The following is a 26,888-nucleotide window of genomic DNA, read 5'->3' as shown; positions in this document are numbered from 1 at the left end:
TCGAGCCTCCCGGAGGAGCAGAGAGCTGGAATCGACTCAGGGAGCGCCGGGCACGAAGAGCGTCACCGCCCGCCGGAAGACCTCCGGTGAAGACACCTCGATCAGCGCCACTTCCTCGCGCGCGGCGGCGCCGGTCGGCCGGTACACCACGCGGAGCTCTCCGGCGCTCCCCGCCTCGAGGACGACGGGAGCCGCCGTTCCCTCGAGGCTGTACTCGGGCGCCGGGGCGCGCAGCGCGATCCTGTCGATCGCGAGCGGCGCGCCGCAGGCGTGCGCGAGCGCGACGGCGCTGCTGGACGTCGCGCCGGCGGCCGCCTCGGGCAGGGCGAGCTCGCGCTCGACCTCGAAGCAGTCCGCGAGCGGGCGAGGCGACGGCTCGAGGGCGCCGGCCCCGGCGATGAGGTCCGCCGGCTCGGAGCGCAGCGCGCCGCGCCGCGCCTGGAGGCGCAGCTCGTTCCCGCGGAGGCCGTCGATGTCGAGCGCGAAGCTGCCGTCGCCCGCGACAGGCGCGACGACCGGGGGCGCGGTCCCGTCGAGGTTCACCGCCCAGACCACGTCGGCGTCGGTCACGCTCCCGGGCGCGCCGGTGAGCTTTAGCGGGGCGCCGTCGCACTCGTCGCACACCGCGCCGACGACGTCGCCGGCGAGCGCCGGCGGCCGCTCGAAGGGCGGCTCCGGGATGGGGTTCACCCCGCACCCGGCGGCGCAAGCGACGAGAAGGACCGCAAGCCAGCGCATCACGCCGCCCCTCTGTTCAAGAGTCGCGCCAATGCGATCCGCTGCTTTCCGCGGAGATCGCGGCCCCCTTTTGTACCATTCTGTACCATATTGTACCGATGGTACACCACGGCATTGCGCCAGGGGCCGTGGTCGATGGCCGCTACGAGGTCGTGCGCGCGCTCGGGCGCGGCGGGCTCGCCTCGGTCTACGAGGCGCGCGACCGGCTCTTCGATCGCGACGTCGCGATGAAATCGCTGAGCTTCGGCTCCGCGGGCGCGCTCGAGGCGTTCCGGCGGGAGTTCTCGCTGCTCTCGGCCTGCGCTCACCCGCGCCTCCCGCGGGCGTACGACTTCGCCCGGACGACGTCCGGCGGCGCGCCGGGCCAGCCGCTCACGTATGGCACGACGGAGCTCATCCGCGGCCGGACGCTGGCCGAGCACGCGCGGGGGCGCGCCTTCCGCGCGGCCCTGCCCGTCCTGCTCGACGCGCTCGACGCGCTCGGGTGGCTCCACGGCGCCGGCATCGTCCACGGCGACTTCAAGCCCGAGAACGTCCTCGTGCGGGACGACGGCGCGGGCGTGCTCATCGACCTCAGCGCGGCGCGGAGGATGCGCGCGGACGCGGGGGACCTCTCGGGGACGGCGCGGTTCTTCGCGCCAGAGCTCCTCCGGGGGGCCCCGCCGAGCGCGCGCTCCGATCTCTTCGCGGTGGGGCGGACGCTCGAGGCCCTGTTCCCGCTCCTCTCCGGGGCGCCGCCCGCCGCCGTTCGCCGCCTCGCGGAGCGGCTCACGGCCGAGGATCCGGCGAGCCGCCCCTCCGGGGTCGAGGAGGTCCTCGAGGCCCTCTCCGCCGGCGGCCTGCCGCGGCGCGCGCCCGCCGTCGTGAGCGAGCCGGGCGAGATCGTCGGCCGGGAGCGCGAGGTCGAGGCGTTCGGCGCGGCGCTCGAGGCGCTGCTCCGCGGCGAGCGCGGGCCGCGCGCGGTGATCGTCACGGGCGAGGAAGGCGCGGGCAAATCGCGGCTGTTCCGCGAGCTCAAGTGGCGCGCGCAGCTCCGCGCGCAGGTCGTCGAGGGCGCGCCCCGCGGCGACGATCCGCTGCGCGCGCTGCTGGTCCGGGCGCTCGGCGGCGCGAAGCTCCCGGCCGGCGTCGACGCGCTGCTCGGGGCCCGCGGCGAGCTCGCGGGGGCGCGCGGGCGCGAGGGCGAGGCGGCGCGCGGCCCGGGGGATTCGCGCGATCTGCGGGATTCGCGTGATTCGTACGGATTGCCCGCGCCGCACCGGCCGCGCGTGCTCGCGATCGACGACGCCCACAGGCTGGGCGCGCACGACCGGGCGCTGCTCGAGGCGCTCGTGCGATCGACCGAGCCGACCGACGCCGTCCTCTGGCTGATCGCCTCCGCGGAGCGGCTCGACGTGGGCGGCGGCGCGGTCGTCGAGCTGCCGCTGGGCCCGCTCGGCGAGGACGCGGTCCGGGTCTGGACCGCGCCCCTCGCCACGGCGGCGCGCACGTCGGACCTCCTGCGCGCGAGCGGCGGCCGGCCGCGCGCGCTCAAGGAGCTCTGCGCCGCGCTGGCGCAGCGCAGCCTGAGCGAGGCGGAGCTCGACAGGTTCGTCCACACGACGGGCACCCCGGAGCTCTGGCGGCGGCGCGTGGCGGCGCTCGACCGCGGCGAGGCGCGCGCCCTCGCGGCGCTCGCGGTCGCGGACCCGCTCGGGCCCGAGGCCGCCGCCGCGCTCGGCGTGGGGCGCGCGGCGCTCGACGCGCTCGAGGCCGCGGGGCTCGCGCGGCTCGACGGCGAGGGGTTCCGCCTCGGCCAGCCCGGGCAAGCCAGGGCGCTCCTGCCCTGGCTCGACGCGGGCGTCGTGCGCGAGATCGCGGCCGCGATGGCGGCCCAGCTCGCCGGCGCCGACGAGGCGGCCCTCGGCCCGGCGCTCCGCAGCCAGCGCGCGGCGGACCGGGCGAGGGCGCTCGTGCTCGCGGGCGACCACGAGGCGGCGCGGCGGGCGCTCGCCGCGTCCGGGCCGATGCTCGAGTGGGCGCCGCGCGCCTGGGTGCGCGCGGCGGACGCCGCCTGCGAGGTCCTGCCGGCGCCGCGGACGCTCGTGGCCGCGGCGTCCGCGATCGAGGCGGCCGGCGACCCGCGGCGCGCGCTCTCGCTGCTCGCGCGGGCGAGGCGCGCGGGGCCGCCCGCCGACGTCGGCGCGGAGCTCTCGTACCGGGCGGCGCGCTGCTACGAGAAGCTCGGCAAGGTCGAGCGGGCGCTCTGGCAGCTCGGGCGCGCGCGGGCCCTCTCGCCCGGGCCCTGGGGCGGGCGGCTCGCGAGCCTCTCCGCGCGCTGCCTGCTGCGCCTCGGCCGCTACGACGAGGCCCGGCGCGAAGCGGAGGGGGCGCTCGCGGCGGTCGGATCACGCGAGGTCGAGGGCGCGCCCGCGAGCGGCGAGGCGCGCGAGGCCGACGGCGCCCTCGCGAGCGGCGAGGCGCGCGAGGCCGACGGCGCCCTCGCGAGCGGCGAGGCGCGCGAGGCCGCCGCGGAGCTGGCCGAGACGCTGGGCCTCGCGCTCGGGTACCTGAGCGACCAGGCCGGGGCGCTCCAGAGCCTGGCGCGCGCCGTCGCGCTGCGGCCTGCGTCGGGCTCGCCCCGCGCCCGCGCCCGCACGCTCAGCTACCACGCGCTCCACGCCTACCGCGCCGGCGACGCGGCCCTGGCGGCGCGCGGGTTCCAGGAGGCGCTCGACCTGGCCGAGGCCGAGGGCCTCGGCGACCTGCTCGCGACGGCCGCGCTCAACCTGGGGACGGCGAGGCACCAGCTCGGCGACTGGGGCGCGGCGCTGCGCTGCTACGAGCGCGGGCTCCGGGCGGCGATCGCCTTCGCCAAGGAGCGGACCGAGGCGACCCTGCGCTTCAACCTCGCCAAGATCCACGCGGACGTCGGCCTGCTCGAGCGCGCCGAGCTCGCCGTCGCGCGGATGCGAGCGCCCGAGGGCCCGAGGGCCCCCGAGGAGATCGCCGTGGCGGCGCTCGGGCTCGCGGCGGAGATCGCCGCCGCGCGCGGCGCGCTCGGCGAGGCGGCGCGGCTGCTCGAGGAGGCCCGCGCCGGCCACGCGGCGCGCGGCTCGAAGCGCGAGGCGTGCGAGGCGGTGATCCACGCAGTGGAGGTCGCGCTCGCGGCGCGGGACAGGGCCGCGGCGGGCGCGCGGCTGGCCGAGGCCGCGGCGCTGCTCCGGGAGGCCGACGCGGCGGACCTCGCGCTGCGCCACGCGACGGCGGGCGCGGAGCTCGCGCTGGCCCGCGGCGACACGGGCGCGGCCCTCGCGGAGGTGCAGCGGGGCGCGGGCCTCGTGGCGAGGGTCTCGCAGCTCGAGCTCCACGCGAAGCACGAGGAGGTGTCCGCCGAGGTGCTCCGCCTCCGGTCGGCGGCGGCGCTGGCGGAGCGGCACCGCACGGCCGCGCTCGAGTGCTGGGAGCGCATCGGGAGCACGCTCCCCGCCGAGCTCGCCGAGGTCTTCTGGCGGCACCCCCGGCGGGCCGCGCTCCGCGGCGGGCCCGCGCCGCCGGGGGCCCGCATGGAGCTCGTGCTGAAGCTGCTCGAGGTGAACCGGCGCCTGAGCTCGACGCTCGACGCGGAGGAGGTGCTCCGCCTCGCCATGGACGCGGCCATCGAGCTGACCGGCGCCGAGCGGGGGTTCGTGATTCTCGCGTCGCCGTCGCCGTCGCCGGAACCGGGAGGCCACGCGAAGGGCAGGCTCGAGGTCGCTGTCGCGCGGAACCTCGATCGCGAGCGCGTCGGCAAGAGCCAGCTCAAGTTCAGCCACGGGATCGCGAAGCGGGTGGTCGAGCGCGGGGAGGCGGTGCTCACGGTCGACGCGCTGGCCGACGAGCGGTTCCACGGGAACGCGTCCGTGCACGGCCTGCGGCTCCGGTCGATCGTGTGCGTGCCGATCCGCGCGCACGGCGCGGTGCTCGGCGCCGTCTACCTCGACAACCGGTTCCAGCGCGGCAAGTTCGCGGAGGGCGACGCGGATCTGCTCGGCGCGTTCGCGGACCAGATCGCGGTCGCGCTGCACAACGGCAGGTTGATGGCCGAGCTCCGGGACCGCACGCGGGCCCTGGAGGAGGAGCAGCGGCGGGTCGCGGAGCTCATGCGCTCGCAGGCCGACGAGATCGAGCGGCTCTCGCACGAGCTCGAGCGGACCCGGGCGGACGCGCGCCGCGACTTCCCGGAGATCGCCGGGAGGAGCGCGCCGATGCGCGCGGTGCTCGCGCTCTGCGAGCGCGTCGCGGAGAGCGACGTGACCGTGACGGTGACCGGCGAGAGCGGCACCGGCAAGGAGCTCGTCGCGCGCGCGATCCACGCGGGCGGGCCCCGGCGGGACGGGCCGTTCGTGGCGGTCAACTGCGCCGCGCTGCCCGAGGCGCTGCTCGAGTCGGAGCTCTTCGGCCACGTGAAGGGCGCGTTCACCGGCGCGGTCCGCGATCACGGCGGGCTGTTCGTCTCGGCGCGGGGCGGGACGCTGTTCCTCGACGAGCTCGGGGAGGTGCCGCTCGGCGTGCAGGTGAAGCTGCTCCGCGCGCTCCAGGAGCGCTCGATCCGCCCGGTGGGGTCGGACCGGAGCGTCTCGGTGGCCGACGTGCGGGTCGTCTGCGCGACGAACCGGGATCTGCGGGAGGAGGTCGCCCGGGGGCGCTTTCGCGAGGACCTCTACTACCGGGTCAGCGTCATCGAGATCCGCTTGCCGCCGCTGCGCGACCGGCCGGACGACATCCCGGCGATCGCGCAGGCGATCGTCGAGAAGCTCGCGGCGCGCCAGGGCCGCCCGGCGTTCCGGCTGTCCCGGGGCGCGCTCCGGCGGCTCTCGTCGTACGGCTGGCCCGGCAACGTGAGGCAGCTCGAGAACGTGCTCTCGCGCGCGTGCGTGCTCTCGCCGGGCCCGGAGATCGGCGCCGCCGACATCCAGCTGCCGGCGGCGGCGCCCGCGCCGCGGGGCCGGTCGCGCGCCGAGCACCAGGGCGCCGAGGAGGAGCGGATCCGCGCCGCGCTCGAGCTCTCCCGCTGGAACGTGAGCGAGGTATCGAGGAGCCTCGGGATCCCGAGGATGACGCTGTACCGGAAGCTCGCCCGCTACGGGCTCTTGCGGGAGGAGTGAGGGTCAGCGCGCAAGCGGGGAGGCGTCCCGGCGAGGTGAGGGCGAGCGGAGCGCGGCTCGACTCATGGCCGCGTACTCGGCGTCGTCCGCGACGCTGCGATCGAGCCACGCGCGGGCCTGCGCCCGCACGGCAGGCTCGACCTCTGGCTGGCCCGCGATCACCTGCATGAGGCGGATTCTCGCGAGGTGATCGCGCCTGCGCTCCAGGAGAGATGGCCGCTCGTTGAGCTGCAGCACCTCGTCGATCGTGGCTTCGGCGCGCGGATCCCCCTCGATGGCATAGGCGTACTCGTCGCGAAAGCCGATGCTCTGCTCGGGATCCTCCTGCGCGGGATGAACGAGGAGCGGCGCCTCCGCGGCCAGCTTGGCGCGCGCCGAGCGGGCGCGCTTCCGGGGATCACGCAACGGGAACAGGTTCCTCTTGTGCTTCTCGTTGCAGAGCACGCACGAGAAGAGGAGATTGTCCCACGCGTACGCCAGCCAGTAGTACCCCGGGCGCTCGACGGGCGCCGTCCGCGCCTGCTGCACCGCGGCCTTGGGCCGATAATGCTCCACGTCCCCGTGAGCGACGTGCTTCACCTTCGACTCGCAGTAGCAGCACTTGCCGTGGTGAGCCGTCTCCAGCGCCATCTTCACGGCGGGGTGGGCATAGACGGCAACCTCGAAGTCGAGCGTGGCCGCGCCGCGCTGGATCGACGCGCGCGCGCCGCGGTACGAAGCGCAGACGGCCGCGCGCGCCGCGGGCGCCTTGTCTCGCAGCTTCCTGGGCGCCTGCTCCGGCTTCTTGACCCGGATCATCTGGACGCGCCGCCACCGGCCTTCTTCAGCGAGCGCGCTGCCTGCTGGATGATGTCCATGGCCTCCATCTGCTCGGGCGTCTCGCCGGTCGGCAGCTCGCCGATCTCTCGCTCGACGCGCTCGAGCGCGCGTCGATCCGCCGTCGAGAGGCGGGGCTTGATCAGGATCTCCCGGCGTTCGGCGAGGAGCGCGTCGAGCACAGGCGGCCGCGCGCTCGGCAGCCCGAACAGGTCGCTGGTCAGGATCTGGTCGACACGCCAGTTTCGGACCGCCGCGCCGCTGTTGTCGATGACCACGTGGTCGCCCTCACGACGCAGGACGACGATGTTGGCGTTCTCCGCCGCCTGGACCACGAGCGGGCTGTGCGCGGTGACGATGAACTGGACGTTGGGGAAGCGCTCCGAGAGATAGCTGAGCAGCTTCCGCTGCCAGGCCGGATGCAGGTGCAGATCGATCTCGTCGACGAGGACCACCGCCGGTTCCGCGAGGGGGTTCTCGCTGTCGGGGTAACGCTCGTAGAGGCGGCTGGCGAAGTCGACCATCCACGCGAGCAGGGTCTTGTAGCCGAGGCTCAGGCCCTGGAGGGGCACCCGGCCATAGGGCGTATCGAGCAGGATACCGGGGCGGGGGCGTGCAGGGTTATCGTCCAGATCGGCGAGGATCTGGATGTCCTCGACCTCGGGCAGCAGCTCGATGAGCATCGACCGGACCGCGTCCCGGCGGGCGCGAGCCTGCGCCTGGTGCGGCGAGGGCTTGTTCGCGGCGTAGTCGGCCTGGAGGAGCCACTCCTCGGCGTTGCGCAGGGGCACGTGATCGTGGAAGAGGGTGGCGATCGGATCGTCGTCACGGGGATCCGTCAAGGCGCTCGCGCCCATGCGACGGGAGGCTCCGTAGGCAACACAGAACAGATCGGCCAACTCGACCCGCTTCGCGATATTGCCACGACCTCGGAAATGTTCGACCTTGGCACGCAGTGTCTCCGCGCGAAACTTGGATTCAGGTGCAGAGATCAAGCCGCCGAACGAAATACGGCTCTCGAGGATTGCAGTTCGTGCCGAGGAACGTAGCAGTTCTTCATTGTTGATGAGAAACTTCGATGGCGAAATGATGTGACAGATAACGTACTCGGGCGCTTCGTCAGCCAACACCGGCCGGCTGGCGACGAGCGCCTTCAACAGCGTCGTCTTCCCGACCCCGTTGTTCCCCAGGATCACGGTCCACTGCCGCGGCTTCCCCTCGCCGTTCGACAGGTCGAGCGTCTGCGCCGGCCCGAAGCAGCGCACGTTCTCCAGCGTGAGCGATAAGAAGTAGACGCCACGGGCGCCCTTGCTCGGCCCCAGCTTCCGCGCGACCCGGCGCTTGGCCCCGCCCGCCGCTGCCTTCCTCGTCGTCATCTCGCCTCCCTATCGCCCATCAACCCGGCCAGGGCAAGCCCGGCCGGCGAGGGCATGCCCGGGGAGCCAGGGGGTCCTGGTAGCTCCGCCTGCGCGCGCCAGCAGCCCCTCCCCCCGGCTGGCGCCGGTACACCCTGGTCGCTGGGTCGTCGAACTGTCGGGGTCACGGTGCAGGCGGGCACGAACAGCGCCTAATCCCAGATGCGCACGACCATGAGCCCGAGGTTCGACCGCTTCCCCGCGGCCACGATGCGGCCGTCGCGCTGGACGGTGACGGCGTAGAGGTAGTTCTGGTCCGGATGGTCGTCGAGCACGACGGCGCCCGAGGCGCCGAACCCGGCGTCGCTGGAGCCGTCCGGCAGGAGCCGCAGGATCGAGGCCGTGATGCCCGAGTTCACGGTGCCGCCCGCGACCGCGCCGAGGATCTTGCCGTCGGCCTGGAGGGCGACACCGTAGCCCCGCACATAGGGCTTCTCTTCGCCGCTCGCGTTCACCATGCCAGTCCCGCCGAACGTCGTGTCCGCCGAGCCGTCCGCGTTGAAGCGCGCGAATGCATGGTGATTCACGCCGTCGAGCGCGTATCCCACGAGGACCGGCTTACCGTCGCTTCCGAGGGCGAGGTCGGAATCGTTGTAGGGCGTCTGCGAGAGGTAGGCGATGCCGCCCGTTCCGAAGCCAGGATCGAGAACCCCGTCGCGATCGAGCCGCGCCGCAAGGAAGGTGGGGCCCGCGTCCCGCTCGGTCCCTCCGGCGACGATGTGATCGTCCTCCCCGAGCGCGACGGAGTGCAGCGGCCGCTCATCCATCGAGAAGAGGCCCGAACCGCCGAAGTCGCGATCGAGGTCGCCCGTCGAGGAGAACCGCGCGACGATGCCGCGGCTGCCGGGGCCGACACCGACGGCGATGATCGCGCCATCGCTCTGGACGGCGACGTCGAAGCCCTCCGAATCACTGATCGTGGCCGGATCGAGCTTCGCGATCCCGCTGGCGCCAAAGGCCTGATCGATCCCGCCGTTCCCGTGGAACCGGACGACCGCGAGCTGGTGATCGCGCGTCCCCACCGCCAGGATGCGCCCGTCGGGCTGCAGGGCCAGCGACTCGACCGTCCCTTTCTGGCCGACGACGAGGCCGCCTGTGCCGAACTCCGGATCGAGCACGCCGCTCGGCAGGAAGCGCGCGAGCCCCCAGGTGTCCCCGTCGACCCCTGCGACGAGGATCCTGTCGTCCTCCTGGACGACGATGGCGCGCGCCTCGTGGGGCGTGCCGCTGGTGGCGATGCCCTCGCCGTCGAACGATGCATCGAGCGTCCCCGGCGGATCGGCGACGAGCAGCGAGACCGGCAGCTCCCGATCCTCCAGCCCGGGCGCGCTGGCCACGAGCGAGGGCGCGGCACCGCCGACCGCCGCGAGCGGCTCCGCGGTCAGCGTGAGCACGCCGGTAACCTCGCCGCCCGGGACCACGACCGGGCTCGCCGTGACGCCGCTCGGCAGGCCCGACAGCGAGAGCGCGACGTCGCCCACGAAGTCGTCCGAGCGGGTGACGGCGACGGTGAGCGACGTCGAGCCGCCGCGCACCACGCGCGCCGCCGCCGGGTCGAGCGCGATCGAGAAGCCCGCCTGCGGCGCCCCGCCGCCGCTGCCGTGCGCGGACAGGTCGCCGCCGCCTCCGCCCGACGCGGCGGCGCCACCGGCGCCAGCGCCGCCGTCACCGCCGGCTCCGTCGCGCGAGACGTCGTGAATGCCGAGGATGCCCTGGCAGCCGAGCGCGAGGGAGGCCGCGGCCGCCCCGGCGAGGAAGGCCGCGCGCGCGAGCCGGACACCCCGGGCTGGCCGGGGCAGCGCGCTCCTCTGCGCGAGCGGCGCGAGCGGGAGGATCATGCCGGCAGGCTACCACGTCGGCCCCCCGCCGGACGCAGCGCCCCGACGGCGCCGGGGGTCACGCGCTCGGAGACGACGCGCTCTCCACCTGCTGGGCGAGCTCATTCCACTGGGAGTACGCAAACCGGTACGGCTCGACAGACAGGCGCTTCAGGAACCGGAGGACCGACCGCGCCATGACGTCCACGTCGTGGCGCGGCGCCATCGGGTGAGAGCGCCATGCATGGAACCGCTGGACCACCTCCCGAGGTTCGAACGGAAGACAGCGCGAGTTCGGGCTTGGATCGGGATCCGGATAGGAGGTCAGCACCTCGATCTCCTGCCGCAGGAGGTCGAGCGCCCCGCAAGGATCGGCCTGCTGCAGGAGGCGCGCGTACTCCCGGTACGGGGTGTGGTGCGACGGGCTCAGCCGCAGGGCCTCCTCGTAGTAGAACCGCGCCCGATCCGGATTGCCCAGCCGATCGCGGTACAGGTTCCCGAGCCTGCCGTACGCCTCGACCGTCCCCGGATAGAACCGCTTCACGTCGTAGTAATCCGGGTGGGAGGCGTACGAGTTCCTCGGGGAGAAATCGGGCTCGAGCTCGGCGAAGCGCGCGTAGTGCCGCGCGGCCTGCTCATGAGCGCCCCGACGCTCGTAGAGCTCTCCGAGGTAGAAATGATTGACCGTGTAGAGGCGCGGGTCATGGTAGCAACGCGACACGCTGTCCTGATACCGCTCCTTCAGGGGCGCGCGAGGCATGACCTGAGCCGCTCCGCCCTGCCCCCTCGCCATGAGCGTCTCCGCCAGGTGGAAGGAGCGGAGGAGATGGCGCTCCGCCTGATCCGATTCGTGATAATGCCACAGGAACTGGCTGCTGATGATGTAGGCCCCCAGCGGGTGAATGCTGTCCTCGTCCATGAACGGATCCGCGTGTTGATAGGGGGCCTCGGACTGGAACGAAGGCGCGATCTCGTCCCACCAGCGCTCGAGCTGGCGGAGCGACGCGAGCGCGCGCTCCAGCGACATGGTCAGGCTCCGCTCGGAGTACCAATGGTAGATATCGTACGGCATGCGCAGGAAGTCGACGGCCTGCTTGAGCGCCGTGAGCTCCTCGCTGGACAGCGCTCGCCGCCTGGTCACGTCGTACTCGACGCGAGCGAGCCCCCGGTGCGCCCACCGGATCTGCTCCTCTTCCTCCTCCCGGAGCTCGGTCTGCAGAAGCTCGATCACGGTATCGATGTTCTCCCGGTTCGGCTCGTCGTCCTCGGCCTCGCGGGCGGCTTGCAGGACGGGGATGAACCGGGCCCAGCAAGCTCTGGTGTCGTAGACGCACCAGGCCGCATGGAACCTGACCAGCGGAGACGGAGACCGCAGCGCGCGCTCGTAGAGCGACGCGATCCGGTCGTCGAGCGCGGCTTCACGGCGCGACGCCTCCGCGAGGAACACGAGCGGTTCCGCCGTGCGGGCCAGCTCGCGGTCAGCCAGGTCGATCAGCTCATCGCGGGTGTACTGCGAGAGCGCCTCCCTGCCGAGCCGCGTGACCGCATCCTGAGCCATGAACCTGGGATTCAATCACAATGGACACGGCAGACACAGGCGTTTCCTTGGTCCGCCATGCCAGGACGTCCGCCACTCCCGGACGGTCCGCCGCGCCGCGAGAACCAGGGACAACTGTACATCCGTTCAATGATCTGCTAGCCGATCGACATGCGCCACCGCAAGGCCGCCGCCGCCGTCGTCGTCGTCGAGGAGCTGCCGCCCGCCGAGGAACCCATCGACGCATTCCCGCCCGACGACACCGCGGCGGACGAGCCGACCTCCGCCATCCGGGAGCCGCTCGCGCTCGAGCGGATCTGCATCGACTGCGGCAGCAGCGGCGGCGCCCACGACGGCTGCGCGCACCGCGAGCGCGCCCGCTTCCACGCGCCGCCGCGGGCAGCGCTGGAGCTCGTCGCGCGCCTGCGCCGGGCAGCCGCCGAGCACCGCGCCGCCGCCCGCGCCCTCCGCGCCCTGGTCACCGCCGAGCACGCGCGCGGTCGCGCCGAGATCGAGCGGGCGGATCCGGTCGAACCGCCGCAGCCCGAGGCGGCGCCGGAGCCCCCCTCGCCGCCCCGGCTCGAGATCGCGGCGCCGGAGCCGCCCGCGCCGCCCGCCGTCTGCCCGCGCTGCGCCGAGCAGACCGAGGGCGAGCCGACGGAGTCCGGGGCGCCGCCGCGCCGGCCCAAGCGCAAGGGGCGGGTGGCCCTCGAGCAGCAGGCGTTTCTCTTTTCGAGCGATTCCGAGCAACGCTCGCCGCACGGGACCTGAGCCGCGACCAAGGCGCTGCGGGGTGTCGATGCGCTCGCCATGGAGGCGCCCCCAAGGCCACGTCTTCGATCTCATGCGCCGAGCCGATCAGAAATGGCAACGACACTCGCCCAGTACTTCTTGGGTCTGCGCACAAACAACGTGTGCTCGTTCGAGTGACGAGAGTTGCGCGTCGGAGACCGGACAGGAAAGACCATGACATCGCCCAGCACGGCTCCGAGCCCCTGAGGCCGCCCGCCGCGGCGCCCTTCCGGCGCGCGACAATCGGAGCTGACAAGCATCGCCGTCCATCCGATACTCGCGCCGCTTGCCGCACAGCACGGCCATCAGCAGGCGACCGGGAGCCGGACGTGGGGACGCGGGAACGCTGGAGCTCGCGACGACGAGCGCCCGCTCCCGCCGCGAGCGCGCCGCAGAGCGGCATGGCCACACGGGTGTCGCGTGCTACCAGGTTGCGTTTGTGATCGCGTCACGACGGGACGCGGGCGCTGAGGACCACCGAGGATGCTGCCACCATGTCGCTCGATAGAGCCATCGGCATCATGTGCCCCGACATCTGGGGCAGCTATGTTTGCGAGCTTCTCGGCGGTATCCAGTCGGCCGCCGCGCGCGCCGGATATCGGGTGATCGCCATCAGGGCGTCCCCGCGAGACGTCCACAGGCTGCGGCTCGCGCGAGACCAGGTCGACGGGTGGATCGCGCTCATCGACGCGGCGGAACTCGAGCCCTTCCTCGACGACGGCCGGCCCGTCGTGACGCTCAGCGCGCGCGCAAACGAGGACGCGCGCTGTCCCTACGTCCTGCCCGACAACCACGGTGGCGCCCTCTCGGCCGTACGCCACCTGCTCGACCACGGCCACGAGCGGATCGTCTTCGCGGGCCACATGGCGCACGAGGACATCCGGCAGCGCTTCCAGGCCTACCGGGACGCGCTCGAGGAGCGCGGCATCTCGTTCGACCCCGACCTCGTCTTCGATCTTCCGAACAACGAGCGGGCGAGCGGGCGGCTCGCCGTGCGGCGCCTGCTGGAAGAGGGCGTCACCTGCACCGCGATGTTCATGTCGGCCGACAAGGAGGCGCTCGGGGTCCTCGACGCGTTCGCCGAGGCAGGCATCCGCGTCCCCGAGGACATCGCGCTCGTCGGGTTCGACGACATCGAGGCGGCCCGGTACGCCTCGCCGCCGCTGACGACGGTCCGCCAGCGGTTCGACCGGCTCGGCGGGACGGCCGCCGAGCTGCTCATCGACCTCCTCGCCGGACGGGAGCTCCCCTGCGCGGGGCACATCGCGCCGACGACCCTGGTCCTGCGCCGCTCCTGCGGCTGCTCGCCCGCCCCGGCGCTGCGCGACGCGCCCCCGTCGTCCCGCAGCGCCGCGGCGCCGGCCAGCGCGCCCGCGTCGGCCCGCAGCGCCGCTGCGCGGGCCGGCGCGCTCGCGCGGGAGCTCGCCGCGCTCGCGAGCGCCTCGACGGCGCTCGATCCGAGCTCGCCGCCGGAAGAGGCCTGGCCCGGGGCGACGGAGGTGGTCCTCGGGCTCGAGGCGGCCGTCTGGGGCAGGCCCGGCCCCGCTGCCGCGGCGCTGGAGAGGGCCTGGCGAGAGGCCGCGGAGCAGATGCCCGACATCGACCAGCTCCTCGAGATGGTCGACCGGCTGGAGCGGGCCGGCCAGACGATGCTCCGCGGCGCGGGGGACGCCGCCGCCGAGCGGCGCGTCGCGGCGTACATCCGGGCGGCCCGGCGCGCCATGATGGAGGGCCGGGTCGCGATCGAGGCGGCCCGCGCCGACTACCTGAACGGCCTGCTCGACATCAACCTCGTCATCCGGGAGACGCTCCTGGCGGACGCGGGCGGCAGCGGGAGCAAGCTGAGCTGGCTCTCCGCGGTGCAGATGAGCTGGGGCTGCCTCGCCGTGTGGGAGGCGCCCGAGGACACGGGTCCCCTGCTGCGGGTCGTCGAGAGCTGCTCCCCCGGAGCGGCGGCCGCCACGCCGGAAGCGGGCGCGCGCGTCGCGGCCGAGGCGTTCCCGCGCGGCGACTGGCTGCCTGCCGCCGCCCGGCGGAGCGACCACGTCCTCCGGCTCATCCCGCTCCGCAGCGAGGGTGAGGATCGCGGCATCCTCGCCGTCTGCGCCCCGGTGAGCAGCCCGCTCGGGCTGGATCACCGGGACATGGAGATGTGGGTGGCGATGCTCACCGCGGCGTTCGAGCGCGCGTCGCTGATCGAGTCGCTGGTCGCGCAGGAGCAGCAGGCGCGCGCCGCCTACGAGCGCGAGCGCGCCCTCGCGGACGACGTGCGCCGGCTCGGGTGCCCGGTCATCCCGCTCGACCAGGGCGTGCTGCTCGTGCCGCTCGTCGGCGCCATCGATCTGGAGCGCGCGCGCCACGTGCTCGAGGTGGTGCTCGCGGAGCTCAGCCGCCAGGAAGCCGAGGTGCTGTTGATGGACATCACCGGCGTGCCCTTCGCCGACATGCAGGTCGCGGCGTCGCTGATGAAGACGACCCGCGCCGCCCTCCTGCTCGGCGCCGAGGTCATCGTCGTGGGGATGCGGCCCCAGGTCGCGCAGGGGTTCATCCGCCTCGGCATCGACCTCCAGGGGATGACGCTCCACCAGACCCTCGGCAGCGCGCTCTCGGCGCTGCGCCGCAAACGGCAGCCGCTCGACGCGCCGCGGGTCCCCCGGGCCTGAGCCGTCGGCGCGCGCCGCGCCTCGGCTCCGCTATCCCGCTGCGTCTGGCCTACTGGCTGGACAAGCGCGGCGTGCAGTACCTCGTCGCCGTGCAGACGCCCCAGTACGCGATGGGGTCCATCGACGACGTGAACGCCACGCCGCTGTCGACCGGCGACGGCCGCCCCCAGCTCCTGTCCAACGTCGCGTCGATGTCGCGCGCGACCGGACCGGCGAACATCACCCATTACAACGTCGCGAGGACGTTCGACGTCCAGGCGAACGTCGACGGCACCGACCTCGGCTCGGTCGCGGGCGCCGTCTCGCGCGTCGTCGACGAGCTCAGGCCCGAGCTGCCGCGCGGGACGAAGGTGACCATCAAGGGGCAGGCGGAGAGCATGGACACCTCGTTCACGGGGCTCGGCTACGGGCTCCTCTTCGCGGTCGTGCTCGTCTACCTGCTGATGGTCGTGAACTTCCAGTCGTGGCTCGACCCGCTCATCATCCTGATGGCGCTCCCGGGCGCGGTGGCGGGCATCGCGTGGGTGCTGTTCGTGACGCACACGACGCTGAGCGTGCCCGCGCTCATGGGCTCGATCATGTGCGTCGGCGTCGCCACGGCGAACAGCATCCTCGTCGTGACGTTCGCGAACGACCAGCGCAAGCTGGGCCGCGACGCGGGCACAGCGGCCCTCGCCGCGGGCATGACGCGCCTCAGGCCGGTGCTCATGACGGCGCTCGCGATGATCTTCGGCATGCTGCCCATGTCGCTCGGCCTGGGCGAGGGCGGCGAGCAGAACGCCCCGCTGGGGCGCGCGGTCATCGGCGGTCTCCTCGTCGCGACGCTGAGCACGCTCTTCTTCGTGCCCGTGATGTACAGCCTCCTCAGGAACAAGGCCCCGGCCAGAGACCTGCTCGCAGAGGACCTATGAGCTCCCCCGCCCGCCGATCCGCTGCCCCCCCGACCTCCGCTCCCCCGCCCCCGGGCAGCCCCGCCGACGACCTCGGGTTCGATCTGCCGCCGCCCGCCGTGCTGACGAGGACCCGCGGCCTCGCCCTCGGCGTGGGGTTCGTCGTCGTGCTCGGGGCGGCGTTCGCCGCGGCCTACCTGCCCCGCCGGAACGCCCGCGCCGCGCTCGAGCAGGGCGCGCGGGCCGCCGAGGGCGCGGCCCCGCGCGTGGGGGTCGTCGCGCCGCAGCCGGCGTCGAGCGACCGGGCGCTCGTCCTGCCCGGCAGCATCCAGCCCCTCGCGGAGACGGTCGTCTACCCGCGCGTGAGCGGCTACGTGCGGAGGTGGACCGCGGACATCGGCGACAAGGTCGAGGAGGGGCAGATCCTCGCCGAGATCGACACGCCCGAGCTCGATCAGGAGCTCGCGCAGGCCCGCGCGCAGCTGGTGCAGGCGAGCGCCGGCCTCGTGCAGGCCGAGGCCAACCGCGACCTGTCGAGGTCGAGCGTGAAGCGCTACGAGCAGCTCGTCCCCGCGGGCGTGGCGCCGCAGGAGGAGCTCGAGCAGCGGCAGGGGCAGGCGCACGTCGCCGAGGCGAGCGTCACCGTGGCGCGCGCGGCGATCACCGCGCAGCAGGCGAACGTCCAGCGCATCCTGGATCAGAAGAAGTTCGCGAAGGTCGCCGCGCCGTTCGCGGGGACGGTCACCTCGCGCACGACCGAGCGCGGGGCGCTGGTCACGGCGGGCAACGGGACGCCGCTCTTCACCGTCGCGGCGACCGACCCCGTGCGCGTCTTCGTGGGCGTCCCGCAGGACGTGGCGCCCAGCGTGCGGGTCGACGCGCCGGCGAAGGTCACGGTGCGCGAGTTCGCGGGGCAGCCGTTCCAGGGCACGATCGCGCGCACGGCCGGCGCGCTCGACGCGGCGACCCGGACGATGAACACGGAGGTGCGGGTGCCGAACCCCGACGGCCGGCTCCTCGCCGGCATGTACGCGGAGGTCGCGCTGACCTTGCCCACGCCGCACCGCGTGCTCGAGATCCCGGCGACGGCGCTCTACAACGACGCCAAGGGGCTCCGCGTGGCCGTCATCGACCCCGGGAGCAGGATCCGCTTCGCGCCGATCGTCGTCGAGCGCGACACGGGCGCGACGATCCAGGTGTCGACCGGGCTCGACGGGAGCGAGCGGGTCGTGAAGCTCGCGAGCGCGGAGCTGAGCGAGGGGATGGCGGTCGAGATCCTCCCTGAAGGGCCGCCGCCGCCGCCTCCGGGCGGGCCTAACCGCTGAAGCCAGCCTCGCTCGCGTCGAGCTCCTGGGCAAGCAGCGCCCTGAAGAACGCCGGGTGGTGGGGGACTTACCCCACCTTGCCGGAATGATGGGGTCGCCAAGACGCCATACGACGCCAAGATTTGGATGTCACGCTGTGACAATGTCACGATGTCACGCCGTGACAACGTCACGATGTCACGCTCCGCGAGCGTGCCTTCGTGCGGCGCAGCAGCGCGCCGAGCCTCTCCCCTCCCCCTCGCGACCGGCGCGGCGCCAGGCGGGGGCGGCGCCCGGCGCGGCGCTACCGGGGGCGTCATGATCCTCGCAAGCTGTTGATATAAAACGCATTTTCGCGGACTGCAGGCGGCGCCACGGCCGCTCCCGAGGGGCGCCCGGCCGTCGTCGCGGCCACCACGGCGCGCGCGCCGCGCGGGGTGCGCTGCTCGCCAGAGCGCCGTGCGGCCCGCTGGCACGAAGGGTGGATACGCCCCTGACGGGGCGCGGGCGAAGAGGCGCTCCGAGACCGCAGCGGATGACCCCGATAGCCCTTCGCCCCGCCCCGCGTTGAGGCTGCAGTACCCTTCCAGGAAGGAATCGCGAACATGAGAGCCAGTAGCTTGATCTTCTGTGGAGCCGCGGCCGCCGCCATCGTCGGCATGGCGCCGTCGGCGCACGCCCAGGACACGTACCCTCTGGAGCCGGCGATCAGGTACTCCGTCCGCCCGGGCACACCGGAATCGGTGGGTCTGTCCAGCGCCCTCCTCGACCAGGCGGTCAACGAGCTGGAGGATGCGGTGGACGACGGGGATATCAATGGCGCGGTCCTCCTGGTCGCCCGCCGGGGCCGGGTCGTGCTCCACACCGCCGTGGGGACGAGAGACGGCCTGAACGAGGACGATCCGAGCATGCCCTCGGTGCCGATGCCGCTCGATGGGATCTTCGATCTCCAGTCCATGACCAAGCCGTTCACCGTCTTTCTCGCGATGAGAATGCAAGAGTCCGGGGATTACCCGGGGTTCAACATCAACAACACGGTCGCGACGTATTTCTCGGAGTTCGCCGTCTCCTCGGTCAACAACAAGAGCTCTGTCACGATCAGGGATCTGATGAGCTACGTATCGGGGGAGGATATCGACTACTTCGACGACAGCAACCCGAACGGCCTCTTCGACGACGCCGACCCCTGGCACTCGATGCTCGACGCGCCGCTGGCCCACCCGCGGGGGACGAAGGTCGTCTACAGCGATCTCGGCTTTCGGATCCTGGGCCACGTGCTGGAGACGGTCGGCGGCGACTCGCTCCAGAACCTGATGAAGACCTACATCTTCGACCCGCTGCAAATGAATGACACGGGCTTTCAGCCGTGGCTCAACATGCCGGAGAAGGAGGACCGCTTCGTCGGCACGGCGTGGTCCGCGGCGCGCGAGCGCTATCTCCGGGGCGAGGTGCAGGACGAGACCGACTACTTCCTCGAAGGGGACGGCCCGGACCCGGCCGAGCACCTCACCGGGTGCGACGGCCTGTTCTCGACCGCGAGCGATCTGGCCAGGTTCGCCCAGATGTTGTTGAACCGGGGCAAGCACGCCTACAGCTGCAACCAGTGGCCTCTCAACATGTGCATAGCCACCCTGCTCCCTGCCCAGGCCGTGCTCGACATGACCACGACCCAGACAGGCTCGCTCCACCTCAACAGGTCGGCCTGGACGTACTCCGAGAACCTGATCTACTCGCGCAAGGGGTACGGCTGGGAGATGTGGGACGCAGGCATGTGGCCCGGCGGGGAGTCGACATCGACCGTCGCCTACAGCAAGACAGGCGCCGCAGGGACGCTCATCGTGGTCGATCCCGAGCCGAGCCGCGAGATGTTCACGATCCTGCTCACGAACCACGGGCTGCCGAAGTACGACCATTTCACCGTCGACCCGGCGACGGGCAAGATCTCCTGGGAGGAGTTCGACTGGATGCTCGGTGACATCCGGGCCAACGAGGTCATGACCAAGGTCCACGGCTCCCTCACCTGGTGACCCGGCCCGCGGAGACGAGGCGCGAGCCGGACCATTGCCAGGTGGGGCAAGAACGTTTGCCCTTATCGCGTCTCTGACCGTGCGGTACCACCTCCATACCAGATCACGGTGCTCGTACGAGCTCCGCAACGCGACGGCCACCCCGCTGGAGCGACGGACACCGAAAGCATGAATGGAGGCAGAGCATGACACACGACATCAAGAGCGCACAAGGCACACTCCTCGAAGGCCAGGACGGCTGCACCATGGCCCGACCCAAGGATGACCGACGAGCTCGGTCGAGCGGAAAGGGCCGGGGCATGAGGTTTCTCACGAAGCTCAGCGGGATGATCGCCGTCCTCGCCTCCATGGCGCTCGCGGGCTGCATCGCGCAGGAGGGCGATGAGGCCCTGAGCGAGGAGGACCTGAGCGAGGAGACCGTGGAAGAGGCGGAGCAGGCGCTCCAGATCGGCCTCACGTCGGTGACCTGCAACAGCGGCTGGCCTGGTACGCGGGGCTGCTTCAAGAAGATCACGAGCGCGACGGACATCGTCGCCGGCACGATCACCGTGCAGATCGATGGCCACAACGGCGCCGTCGGGTTCAGCGCGTCCCAGACCGGGCCCCGGACCATCGAGTTCTCGGCGAGCATCCGCGAGGGCGACGCGTTCAACCCGGGGGCGAACACGACCAAGTTCCTCGTGGCGTGGATGCGCCAGTAACAGCGGGACGAAGACCCGACCCAGGTCGGCGGCGCGGCGCAGCTTTGCCGCGCAGGGCCAACCCGGGTCGGGTCCCACAACCCCGGGACGGACGTGCGCGGATCAGGGGACGGAGCGGCCGACCGTCTCGGCCTTCGCCCACATCTGCGCGAAGCCTTCGGCTCCGCCGTAGAGCCGGTCGATGAGCTGCTCTCCGCCCGGAAGCGCCTCGACGTGCTTGAGGAAATCCGGGAAGAGCCCGATGTGAACGACCCCCTCCTCGTTGTAATCCCACGAGCGGCTCCCCATCCGGGCCCTGGGGAAGCTCGAGTAATCGACGCACGCCTCGGCCGCCGGATCGACGCACCGGTACACGATCTCCATGGCCTGCGTACAGAACGCGCGCGTCGCGGCCTGGACGCCGGCGCGGCTGTATTCGTCCGGAGTCGGCGCCTTGTAAGAGCAGGACGTCTTGTCATTGCAGGCGCGGCCGACGAGGCCCGTCAGGTTTCCGCTGGTCTGGATGTCGAGACAGCCGATGCGCGCGGAGCGCACGTCGATCTCGGCCCCTGTGCACCGGAGCTGCGCGGACGGGTGGTTCCAGGCGTCGCCTGGCACCGTCACCACCTGGTCCCGGGGCGCCTGGCACTCGGGAGAGCGCGGCATGACGACCATCCCGTTGATGTCCGAGCCGAGGGTGATCTGAAGCGGCTTGCCGCCTGACGTGATCGCCGCCACGGCGGCCGCGTTCCGCAGGAAGGTCCGTGCATCGGAGTCGCCGAAGCCGACGCCCGCGAGCCCGCCGCGCGCGGCGAGCTCCGTGTACTGGGCGTTCGTCCGGCCGTTCTCGTTGCCGCTCGAGCCGCGGAGCCCGTTGTGCCCCGAGACGAGCGGATACGCGCCGCCGGGCGTCGTTCGGGTGAATGCGAGCACGTCGCTCACCATCCGCTGCGACATGTGATCGATGTCGATGACCATCCCGAGCCTCATCATCTCGTTGAGGGCGACGCGGCCCATGGGCAGGAGCCCCAGCCGGTTCTTGTGGCCTTCCCCCGGCTGGCAGCTCGGGAGCGGGATGTGACCGCCGGCGTCGCCGAGCTTCATCAGCTTGAAGAGGTCGTTCCCCGACTGGATCTGCTTCGTGATGCCCTCTCCGCGGGAGCACTCGAGGTCCCACCATTTCCCCGTCTGGAAGCGGTTGGCGCGCGCTACCTCGTCCTCGTAGGCGGCGGTCCCGCCGAACAGGTTGTCGGTGAGGTGGACCGGGAACACGTAGCGCACGCCGAGGACGTGGAGGCGCTTGATCTCCGCGCGGATCTGGGCCTCCGTGGGCGACGCCTTGTTCCACACGAAGTTGCCGATGTCGTCCAGCTCGACACCGACGATCACCGCGAGCTTGTTCTTCTCCACGATGCGCCGGAGATCGGCGGATGAACGCGCGATCTCCATCCACGCGTCGTGCTTGCCGACGAAGCGGACGAGCTCTTCGATCTGGAGATTGCCCGACGCCCTGTCGTCGACGGGCGGGTTTGCCTCGATGCCGTGGGCGAGCGTGCGGCTGTTGACGGCCAGCGCGACCATCACCCGGAGGCCACCCTCCTTCGCGCGGCGGATCCAGTCGACCCACATCTGCTGGTGCAGGATATCGTTATGCGCCGGGAAGTGCGCGAACGTCGGATAGCCCACGGGGCGCTCGACCTCGAACGAGCGGATGCCGTGGGATCTCGCCATTTCCCCGAGCACGATCTGGCGGACATGATTCCCGCACTTGTTCGTTAGGAAATCGTGACCCCGGTGGGTGCTGTAGCTGGTTCCCAGCGCCTCCGCGACGCTGGCGGCGCGCCGCGCCGACGCATTGCACGTGGCGCCTGACACGCCTTGACCGCTGGGATCGTAGATGGTCCCCGGCGCCATGAGCACGTCGACGTCGGGAGCGCCGTGGAGCACGTGCCCGCCGAAGCCGAGGTGCGCCATCGGGTGGGTGTGGAGATCGGCGAACCCGCGCAGCGGTCGGCCGGGAGCGTTCAGCGCGGAATCGAAGATCGGCGAACGCCGCGCCTGCGCGCTCACGGGGCCGGGGGCCGCGGACGTCACCGCGGCCGCGGCGATCGCAATCCAGGTTGGAGCAAGCGCAGGACCTGTCAATGGGCTTGTTTTCTTCATGCCAAGTTATCCTTCCGAGGTTTGCGAGCGACGGAGTCCATGCGAGTACCCACTTCGCCACCGAGTGGTACCGCATGGCCAGTGGCGCGATGAGGGCAAATTTTCTTGCCACCCTGTCCGCGCGCCGCGCGCTCCGTCGTCACACAGGCGCTTCGAGCAGCTCGATCGTGACCTTGGCGCCGCCTTCCGGGAGGTTGGCGCGCAGGACGAGCCCACCGCTCGATTCCACCATGCCGGCCACGAAGCCGAGCCCCTGTCCGGACCCGCCCGGCTTCAGGCTCGGCGCGTCGTGGAACCCGGGGCCGTCGTCCTTCACCTCGATGGCCACCCGTCCGCCGCCCAGCGGGCGCGCGTCCAGCGTCACGCTGGACGCCCCGCGCTCGCCCGTCCCCTCGCACGCGTTGACGAGGAGGTTGAGGAGCACTCGCTCCAGCACGTCGTGCCCCCCAGCGAACAGGACCGCGGTGCGCTCCGCGCGATCGGTGACGTCGACCTTCACCGCCTGGTAGCGCCGCCGGACGACCCGGAGCGCGCCGCGGGTCGCCTCGCCGATCTCGGCGGGGGCCGTCGCGCGCAGCGCGTCGAGCTCGCGTATCGTCCGATCGCGGATGTGCCCCATGGTCGAGGCGACATCCTCGACGCTCTCGCGGAGCTGCTCCAGCTTCCGCAACATGCGCTCGGCGCTCGCGGACTCGACCCGAAGGAGCTCGCGCCGGAGGAGATCGGTGTCGATGAGGGCGGCCGAGAGCGAGGTCTTCACGTCGTGGTGTTCGTGCAGCATGACGCTCAGGTTCCGCTGCGCGCGCTCGGCGCGCAGCGTGGAGCGCGCCCCGAGCTCGACGACGCGGACCGTGCGCATCGTGGCGAGGAGCGCCGCGCTGGCCGCCGTCAGGAGCAGGAGGAAGAACAGCGACGCCGGCGCCCAGAAGGCGTCGTGTTGGCCGCCGTTCAGCGCGCGGTCGAGCGCGATGAGCACGAGCGCGGAGAGCGCGTTCGCCGCCGTCGCGAGGAGCACCGCCCGGCGGACGAGCCGGAACGCGCTCACGGACACCGTGATCAGGAGCCCGGCCATATCGGGCAGGTGCAAGATTCCCGGGTAGCCGTCCCAGGGCCAGAGCACGTTCGGCAGCAGCGCCAGAAAGCACAGGAGCGCGTCGAGGCCGACCGAGACGAGGATCAGGTGAGGAGGGGCATCGGTCCTCCGGCTCCGCCACCACACGTACAGCGAGGCGGCAACCGCGCCGAGGAGCAGCGGAACCTCGATGAGCGAGCGCGCGTGAGAGCCTGACGGCGTCAACCCTCCGACGGCGAGGAACCGCGCGAGGAGGGCCGCGCAGAAGACGCTCCGCGCGATCGAGGCGGTGCGCTCACCCCGCAGCGCCTCGCGCGTGATGAGGGCGTCGAGCTGCGCGCGAGTCGGCACCGCCGACGGCGCCGACAGCGCCGACAGCGCCGGGAGGCTGGCCAGCTCCGCCCGCTTGAGACTATGCGCCCCCATGACCCGGGGGCATGCTACCACACGATGCTACGCTGGCTGGTCGTGGAGGATGACGCGAGGCTCAGGCGCGCGCTGCGCGAGGCGCTCGAGGCGCGCGGCGCCGAGGTCGTCGCGTGCGCGTCGGTGGCCGAGGCGCACAGCGCGCTCGCAGGCGGGGCGTTTCAAGGGATCATCGCCGACGTGATGCTCCCGGACGGGAACGCCGTCGACGTCGTGGAGCGGGCCATGACCTGCGCTGTCGCGCCGACGATCGTGGCCATCAGCGGCTCGGCGAGCCCGGCCGTCTCGTTCCGGCTCGCCCAGATGGGCGTGCGCTCGTTCCTGGCGAAGCCGCTGCGCCTCGAGGAGCTGGAGCGCACGATCGACGACGCGCTGAGCCGGCCGCCCGATCTCCGGCCGCAGGTGCGCGCGGCGGTGGGGCGGGCGTCGATCCAGGACGTCGAGGAGCAGGTGCGCACCGTCATGGTCGACGAGGCGCTCGCGCGCGCCGGAGGAAACCGCCGGAAGGCGGCAAAGCTCCTGAACGTCTCGCGCCAGCTGCTCCAGCACATCCTCCGGCGGCGATCGTAGGGGAGGCCAGCGCCACCGCGCACGGGCCGTGAACCACGGGAAATTCCTCCTCTACAGCAAGCGGTGGCGAGCGGGACGCGCCGGGGCCGGCGCCGTCACTTCCCCTGTGTCGCCGCGAACGGATTGAGCTCGTTCGTGAACAGGTCCTCGGCCTTGATCTGCCCGGCCTTGAGGTCGCCGTCCTTCACCAGCCAGTCGATCCAGATCTGGTATTCCCCGGCCGACAGGAGCCCGCCTTTGCCGGCGACGCCCAGGCTGGTCCAGTACTTCACCAGCGACGCGTCCTCGTTGCGGCCCCGCCGCTCGATGATGCGCTGCAAGCGGGCCACCACCTCCTCGCGCGGCGTGCTCCGGGCCCACTCGATGGCGCGCCGCGGCCTCCACGAACTTGCGGGCGCTGTTCGGGCTCTCCTTCAAGAATCGCTTGCTCAGCACGTAGCTGCCGGCGGTGAGCTCGCCGGGTACCCCAGATCCTCCGCCAGCTCGGGCACCGAGACCATGCCCGAGAACCCCTGATAGCGCAGCTCCTGCACCTCGTAGTCGCCGGAGGCGCCGTCGCCGTTGCCGGGGCCTCCCTTCGAGCAGGCCGCGAGCGCGAGCGCGGCGCAGAGGGCCGCCGCGAGCCTGCGGCGTGTCGCGGCGATCGAAGATGGCTTGTCGAGCTCTCGCATGGTGGTTGTCTCTCCTCGGCCGTTACTCGGCGGCGGCGGGCTCGGCGGGCGCGGGGCTCGCCGCCGCCGCCGCGCTGGACGTCCTGCGCGCCACGGCGAGGAGCAGGCCGAAGAACACGGACAGGAGCAGGAACATCGTTTGGAGCCCCAGGCTCCGGCCCAGGAGGCCGCCCACGGTGCTGCCGAACAGGCCACCGGACGGCCCCACGAGCGCCTGCAAGCCGGCCACCTTGCCCCGCCCCGCCCGCGCGCCGATCCGGGCGATGCGGGTGAGGTTCGCGATCTGGAGGATGCCGAGCCCGAGGCCGAGCAGCAGGCCGCCGGCCCGCAGCGGCATGAGATCGCGCGAGAGGCCGAGCAAGAGGAGCGCGCTCGGGACGAGGACCAGGCTCGCGAGGTAGACGCGCTCGTGCCCCACCCGGCCCACGAGGCCCCCCAGCGCGAACAGCGCGAAGATGAACGTCACGCCCTGCCAGGCCAGGAGCCCCGACGCCTCGGCCGCCGTCAGGTGGGCGACGGTGACGCCGATGGGGATGATGAAGAACATGAAGAACGAGTTGATCGACTGGGCCGCAAACTCGATCAGGCACACGCTGCGCAGCTCGACGTCCTGCGCGAGCAGGGCGAGGTCGGAGCGGACGCCGGAGAGGCGGAGCGCTCGAGGGTGCGCAGACCGCGCCGTGTAAGGGCCGAAGACGATCGGCGACATGAGCACGGTGATCAGGAACGAGAGCCCGATGAGCCGGTACGTGCCCGAGAAGCCGAGCGCCTTCGTGAGGCTGGCCGCGAGCATGGGGCCGAGCAGGAACATGCCGACCCTATGCGTGCCGCGGTACCAGCCGGCCTTGCCCTCGCCCACCGTCTCGAGCTGCTGCATGAACACGGTGCTCAGCGAGACGAAGCGCATCGGCATGAAGAAGCTGATCGCCGTCGTGAAGGCCAGCAGGAACACCGGAGACGGGACCGCCGGCAAGGCCATGTAGAGGGACCCGGCCACGAGGCTCCCCAGCACGAACAGCCGCGAGGGCCCGAGGTGATCCACGAGGAGCCCGATGGGGATGCTCATCAGGAGCACCCCGACGCTCTGCGATCCGGAGATCAGCCCGAGCAGCGCCTCGTTCGCCCCGAGCTCCAGCGCATACAGCGTCGTGCTCACCTTGGCCACGCCGACGCTGAGGCCCATGACCGAGGACAGCGCCGCGAACACCAGCAGGAAGCGGTTCTTGTCGATGAAGGAGCGCAGTTGGACCTCGGTGCACGGCGCGGATCAAGCCTGTTGATCCGCGCCGGCGAACACCCGCGGTCAGCAACCCCCATGCCGCGCCGGAGCGGGCCGGAACGCGGGGCCGGGAGCTCCCTCGCTGCTGCCGTGGCAGCAGCGGGTGGTGATCCGGTGCCCCGGCGCGAGCAGGCGCGCGCTCGAGCGACCACGCAACGCTGGACCGCTACGACGGCGCGACGCGATCAACCGGCCAAGCGACCAACCGACCAACCGACCAACCGACCAGGCACGCGCGCGCCGCCGATAGCAGGTTTTGCACGGAACCGCCCGCGCTTTGTTGTTGCCCTCGTCATTTCGAGGGTGGTACTGGTGCAAGGCATGAAATTCTCTGCGATTCATGCATTGATCACCGCGTGCGCGCTCTGTTCCACGGCCGCGTGCTCGTGGCAGCCGTATGGCGAGGTCCGCGTCGTGAGGCGGACGAAGGTCGGCGGCGAGCTCGCGATCCTGGGCGATCGCGAGGTGGCCATGCAGAAGGCGAGCCAGACGATGGCCACGACCTGCGGCGGACCCGAGAGCTACGAGATCGTCGAAGAGGGCGAGACCGTGGTCGGGGAAGAGTCCGTGTCGGAGTCCAGCGAGCGCCGCGAGAAGGATTTCTTCGGGCCGAAGAAGCGGAAGCAGGAGAGCACGCAGACGGTGCAGAAGACCGAGTGGCGCGTGAAGTACGAGTGCAAGACGGACGAGCCGGCAGCCGCCGCGGAGGGGTCGCCCGCGGGCGACGCCGCGCCCGCGGAGGCCACCGAGGGCAAGACCGAGGGGCGCCGCGTCCACGAGGTGATCATCCGGTTCTGACGCGCGCGGCGCGCGGCGGCGACCTGTCCGTCGTGGAGCAGCAAAGCCGGCCACCGGGTCGCTCCCGGTCGCGCCGGCTTTGCCATCGTGCTCCCGGCCTGCCC

Annotated in this window: 18 protein-coding genes and 1 pseudogene; 9 read left to right on the top strand and 10 right to left on the bottom strand. The window is 72.2% G+C overall.

Features of this window, described 5'->3' with window-relative positions; genetic code table 11:
* Window positions 1-36: 36 nt before the first annotated feature.
* On the bottom strand, window positions 37-738 hold the full coding sequence (locus WMF39_RS07780; RefSeq protein ID WP_437744915.1) for a hypothetical protein: 702 nt from the start codon (window positions 736-738) through the stop codon (window positions 37-39).
* Window positions 739-836: 98 nt separating this feature from the next.
* On the opposite strand from WMF39_RS07780, the gene WMF39_RS07775 reads away from it, so the two are divergent.
* Window positions 837-5,864 (top strand): sigma 54-interacting transcriptional regulator, encoded by a 5,028-nt coding sequence (locus tag WMF39_RS07775; protein WP_437744914.1) that lies wholly within the window; start codon window positions 837-839, stop codon window positions 5,862-5,864.
* 3 nt (window positions 5,865-5,867) lie between these two features.
* On the opposite strand, the gene WMF39_RS07770 is transcribed toward WMF39_RS07775, so the two are convergent.
* The 4 genes from WMF39_RS07770 to WMF39_RS07755 form a co-directional block, all read right to left on the bottom strand.
* A complete protein-coding gene (locus tag WMF39_RS07770; protein WP_437744913.1) occupies window positions 5,868-6,662 on the bottom strand; it encodes a hypothetical protein in 795 nt (264 codons plus the stop codon).
* Window positions 6,659-8,056: an AAA family ATPase gene (locus WMF39_RS07765; protein WP_437744912.1), complete on the bottom strand. Its 1,398-nt coding sequence runs from the start codon at window positions 8,054-8,056 to the stop codon at window positions 6,659-6,661. Before WMF39_RS07765 ends, WMF39_RS07770 begins: the two co-directional genes overlap by 4 nt.
* A 191-nt stretch (window positions 8,057-8,247) precedes the next feature.
* Window positions 8,248-9,933 (bottom strand): hypothetical protein, encoded by a 1,686-nt coding sequence (locus tag WMF39_RS07760; protein WP_437744911.1) that lies wholly within the window; start codon window positions 9,931-9,933, stop codon window positions 8,248-8,250.
* 58 nt (window positions 9,934-9,991) lie between these two features.
* Window positions 9,992-11,470, bottom strand: a complete 1,479-nt coding sequence (locus WMF39_RS07755) for a tetratricopeptide repeat protein (protein ID WP_437744910.1) — start codon at window positions 11,468-11,470, stop codon at window positions 9,992-9,994.
* Window positions 11,471-11,620: 150 nt separating this feature from the next.
* Here WMF39_RS07755 and WMF39_RS07750 point away from each other — a divergent pair, with 150 nt between their 5' ends.
* The 6 genes and pseudogenes from WMF39_RS07750 to WMF39_RS07725 all read left to right on the top strand — a co-directional run bounded on the left by WMF39_RS07750 (window position 11,621) and on the right by WMF39_RS07725 (window position 19,826).
* Window positions 11,621-12,220: a hypothetical protein gene (locus WMF39_RS07750; protein ID WP_437744909.1), complete on the top strand. Its 600-nt coding sequence runs from the start codon at window positions 11,621-11,623 to the stop codon at window positions 12,218-12,220.
* Window positions 12,221-12,735: 515 nt separating this feature from the next.
* Entirely contained in the window at window positions 12,736-14,904 is a 2,169-nt protein-coding gene (locus WMF39_RS07745; RefSeq protein ID WP_437744908.1) for a substrate-binding domain-containing protein, read from the top strand.
* A pseudogene (locus WMF39_RS07740) lies at window positions 14,892-15,815 on the top strand (efflux RND transporter permease subunit); the annotation flags it as partial. The gene WMF39_RS07745 and the pseudogene WMF39_RS07740, both read left to right, overlap by 13 nt.
* Complete coding sequence (locus WMF39_RS07735) at window positions 15,812-17,119, top strand: efflux RND transporter periplasmic adaptor subunit (protein WP_437744907.1); 1,308 nt, start codon at window positions 15,812-15,814, stop codon at window positions 17,117-17,119. The pseudogene WMF39_RS07740 and the gene WMF39_RS07735, both read left to right, overlap by 4 nt.
* Before the next feature lie 584 nt (window positions 17,120-17,703).
* Window positions 17,704-19,125, top strand: coding sequence for a serine hydrolase domain-containing protein (locus tag WMF39_RS07730; protein WP_437744906.1), 1,422 nt, complete (start codon window positions 17,704-17,706; stop codon window positions 19,123-19,125).
* 299 nt (window positions 19,126-19,424) lie between these two features.
* On the top strand, window positions 19,425-19,826 hold the full coding sequence (locus WMF39_RS07725; RefSeq protein ID WP_437744905.1) for a hypothetical protein: 402 nt from the start codon (window positions 19,425-19,427) through the stop codon (window positions 19,824-19,826).
* A gap of 102 nt (window positions 19,827-19,928) precedes the next feature.
* Here WMF39_RS07725 and WMF39_RS07720 read toward each other — a convergent pair whose 3' ends face one another.
* Both WMF39_RS07720 and WMF39_RS07715 read right to left on the bottom strand, forming a co-directional pair.
* The gene (locus WMF39_RS07720) at window positions 19,929-21,968 is read right to left on the bottom strand and encodes a membrane dipeptidase (protein ID WP_437744904.1); all 2,040 of its coding nucleotides are present in this window, start codon (window positions 21,966-21,968) and stop codon (window positions 19,929-19,931) included.
* 139 nt (window positions 21,969-22,107) lie between these two features.
* On the bottom strand, window positions 22,108-23,466 hold the full coding sequence (locus WMF39_RS07715; RefSeq protein ID WP_437744903.1) for an ATP-binding protein: 1,359 nt from the start codon (window positions 23,464-23,466) through the stop codon (window positions 22,108-22,110).
* Window positions 23,467-23,490: 24 nt separating this feature from the next.
* Between WMF39_RS07715 and WMF39_RS07710 the strand changes: the two genes are divergently transcribed.
* On the top strand, window positions 23,491-24,036 hold the full coding sequence (locus WMF39_RS07710; RefSeq protein ID WP_437744902.1) for a response regulator: 546 nt from the start codon (window positions 23,491-23,493) through the stop codon (window positions 24,034-24,036).
* 95 nt (window positions 24,037-24,131) lie between these two features.
* Here the strand turns inward: WMF39_RS07710 and WMF39_RS07705 are convergent, their stop codons facing one another.
* The 3 genes from WMF39_RS07705 to WMF39_RS07695 all read right to left on the bottom strand — a co-directional run bounded on the left by WMF39_RS07705 (window position 24,132) and on the right by WMF39_RS07695 (window position 25,914).
* Complete coding sequence (locus tag WMF39_RS07705) at window positions 24,132-24,365, bottom strand: hypothetical protein (RefSeq protein WP_437744901.1); 234 nt, start codon at window positions 24,363-24,365, stop codon at window positions 24,132-24,134.
* Window positions 24,366-24,464: 99 nt separating this feature from the next.
* On the bottom strand, window positions 24,465-24,707 hold the full coding sequence (locus WMF39_RS07700) for a hypothetical protein (protein WP_437744900.1): 243 nt from the start codon (window positions 24,705-24,707) through the stop codon (window positions 24,465-24,467).
* Between the two features lie 22 nt (window positions 24,708-24,729).
* Complete coding sequence (locus WMF39_RS07695; protein ID WP_437744899.1) at window positions 24,730-25,914, bottom strand: MFS transporter; 1,185 nt, start codon at window positions 25,912-25,914, stop codon at window positions 24,730-24,732.
* A gap of 393 nt (window positions 25,915-26,307) precedes the next feature.
* Between WMF39_RS07695 and WMF39_RS07690 the strand changes: the two genes are divergently transcribed.
* Window positions 26,308-26,784 (top strand): hypothetical protein, encoded by a 477-nt coding sequence (locus WMF39_RS07690; protein WP_437744898.1) that lies wholly within the window; start codon window positions 26,308-26,310, stop codon window positions 26,782-26,784.
* Window positions 26,785-26,888: the final 104 nt, after the last annotated feature.

Origin of the sequence: Sorangium sp. So ce1504, from assembly GCF_051521635.1 — a bacterium.
GTDB classification, from domain to species: Bacteria; Myxococcota_A; Polyangia; order Polyangiales; family Polyangiaceae; genus Sorangium; species Sorangium cellulosum_B.
Note: the sequence above shows the minus strand (reverse complement) of the source record. Positions and strands in the feature narration are given on the sequence as shown.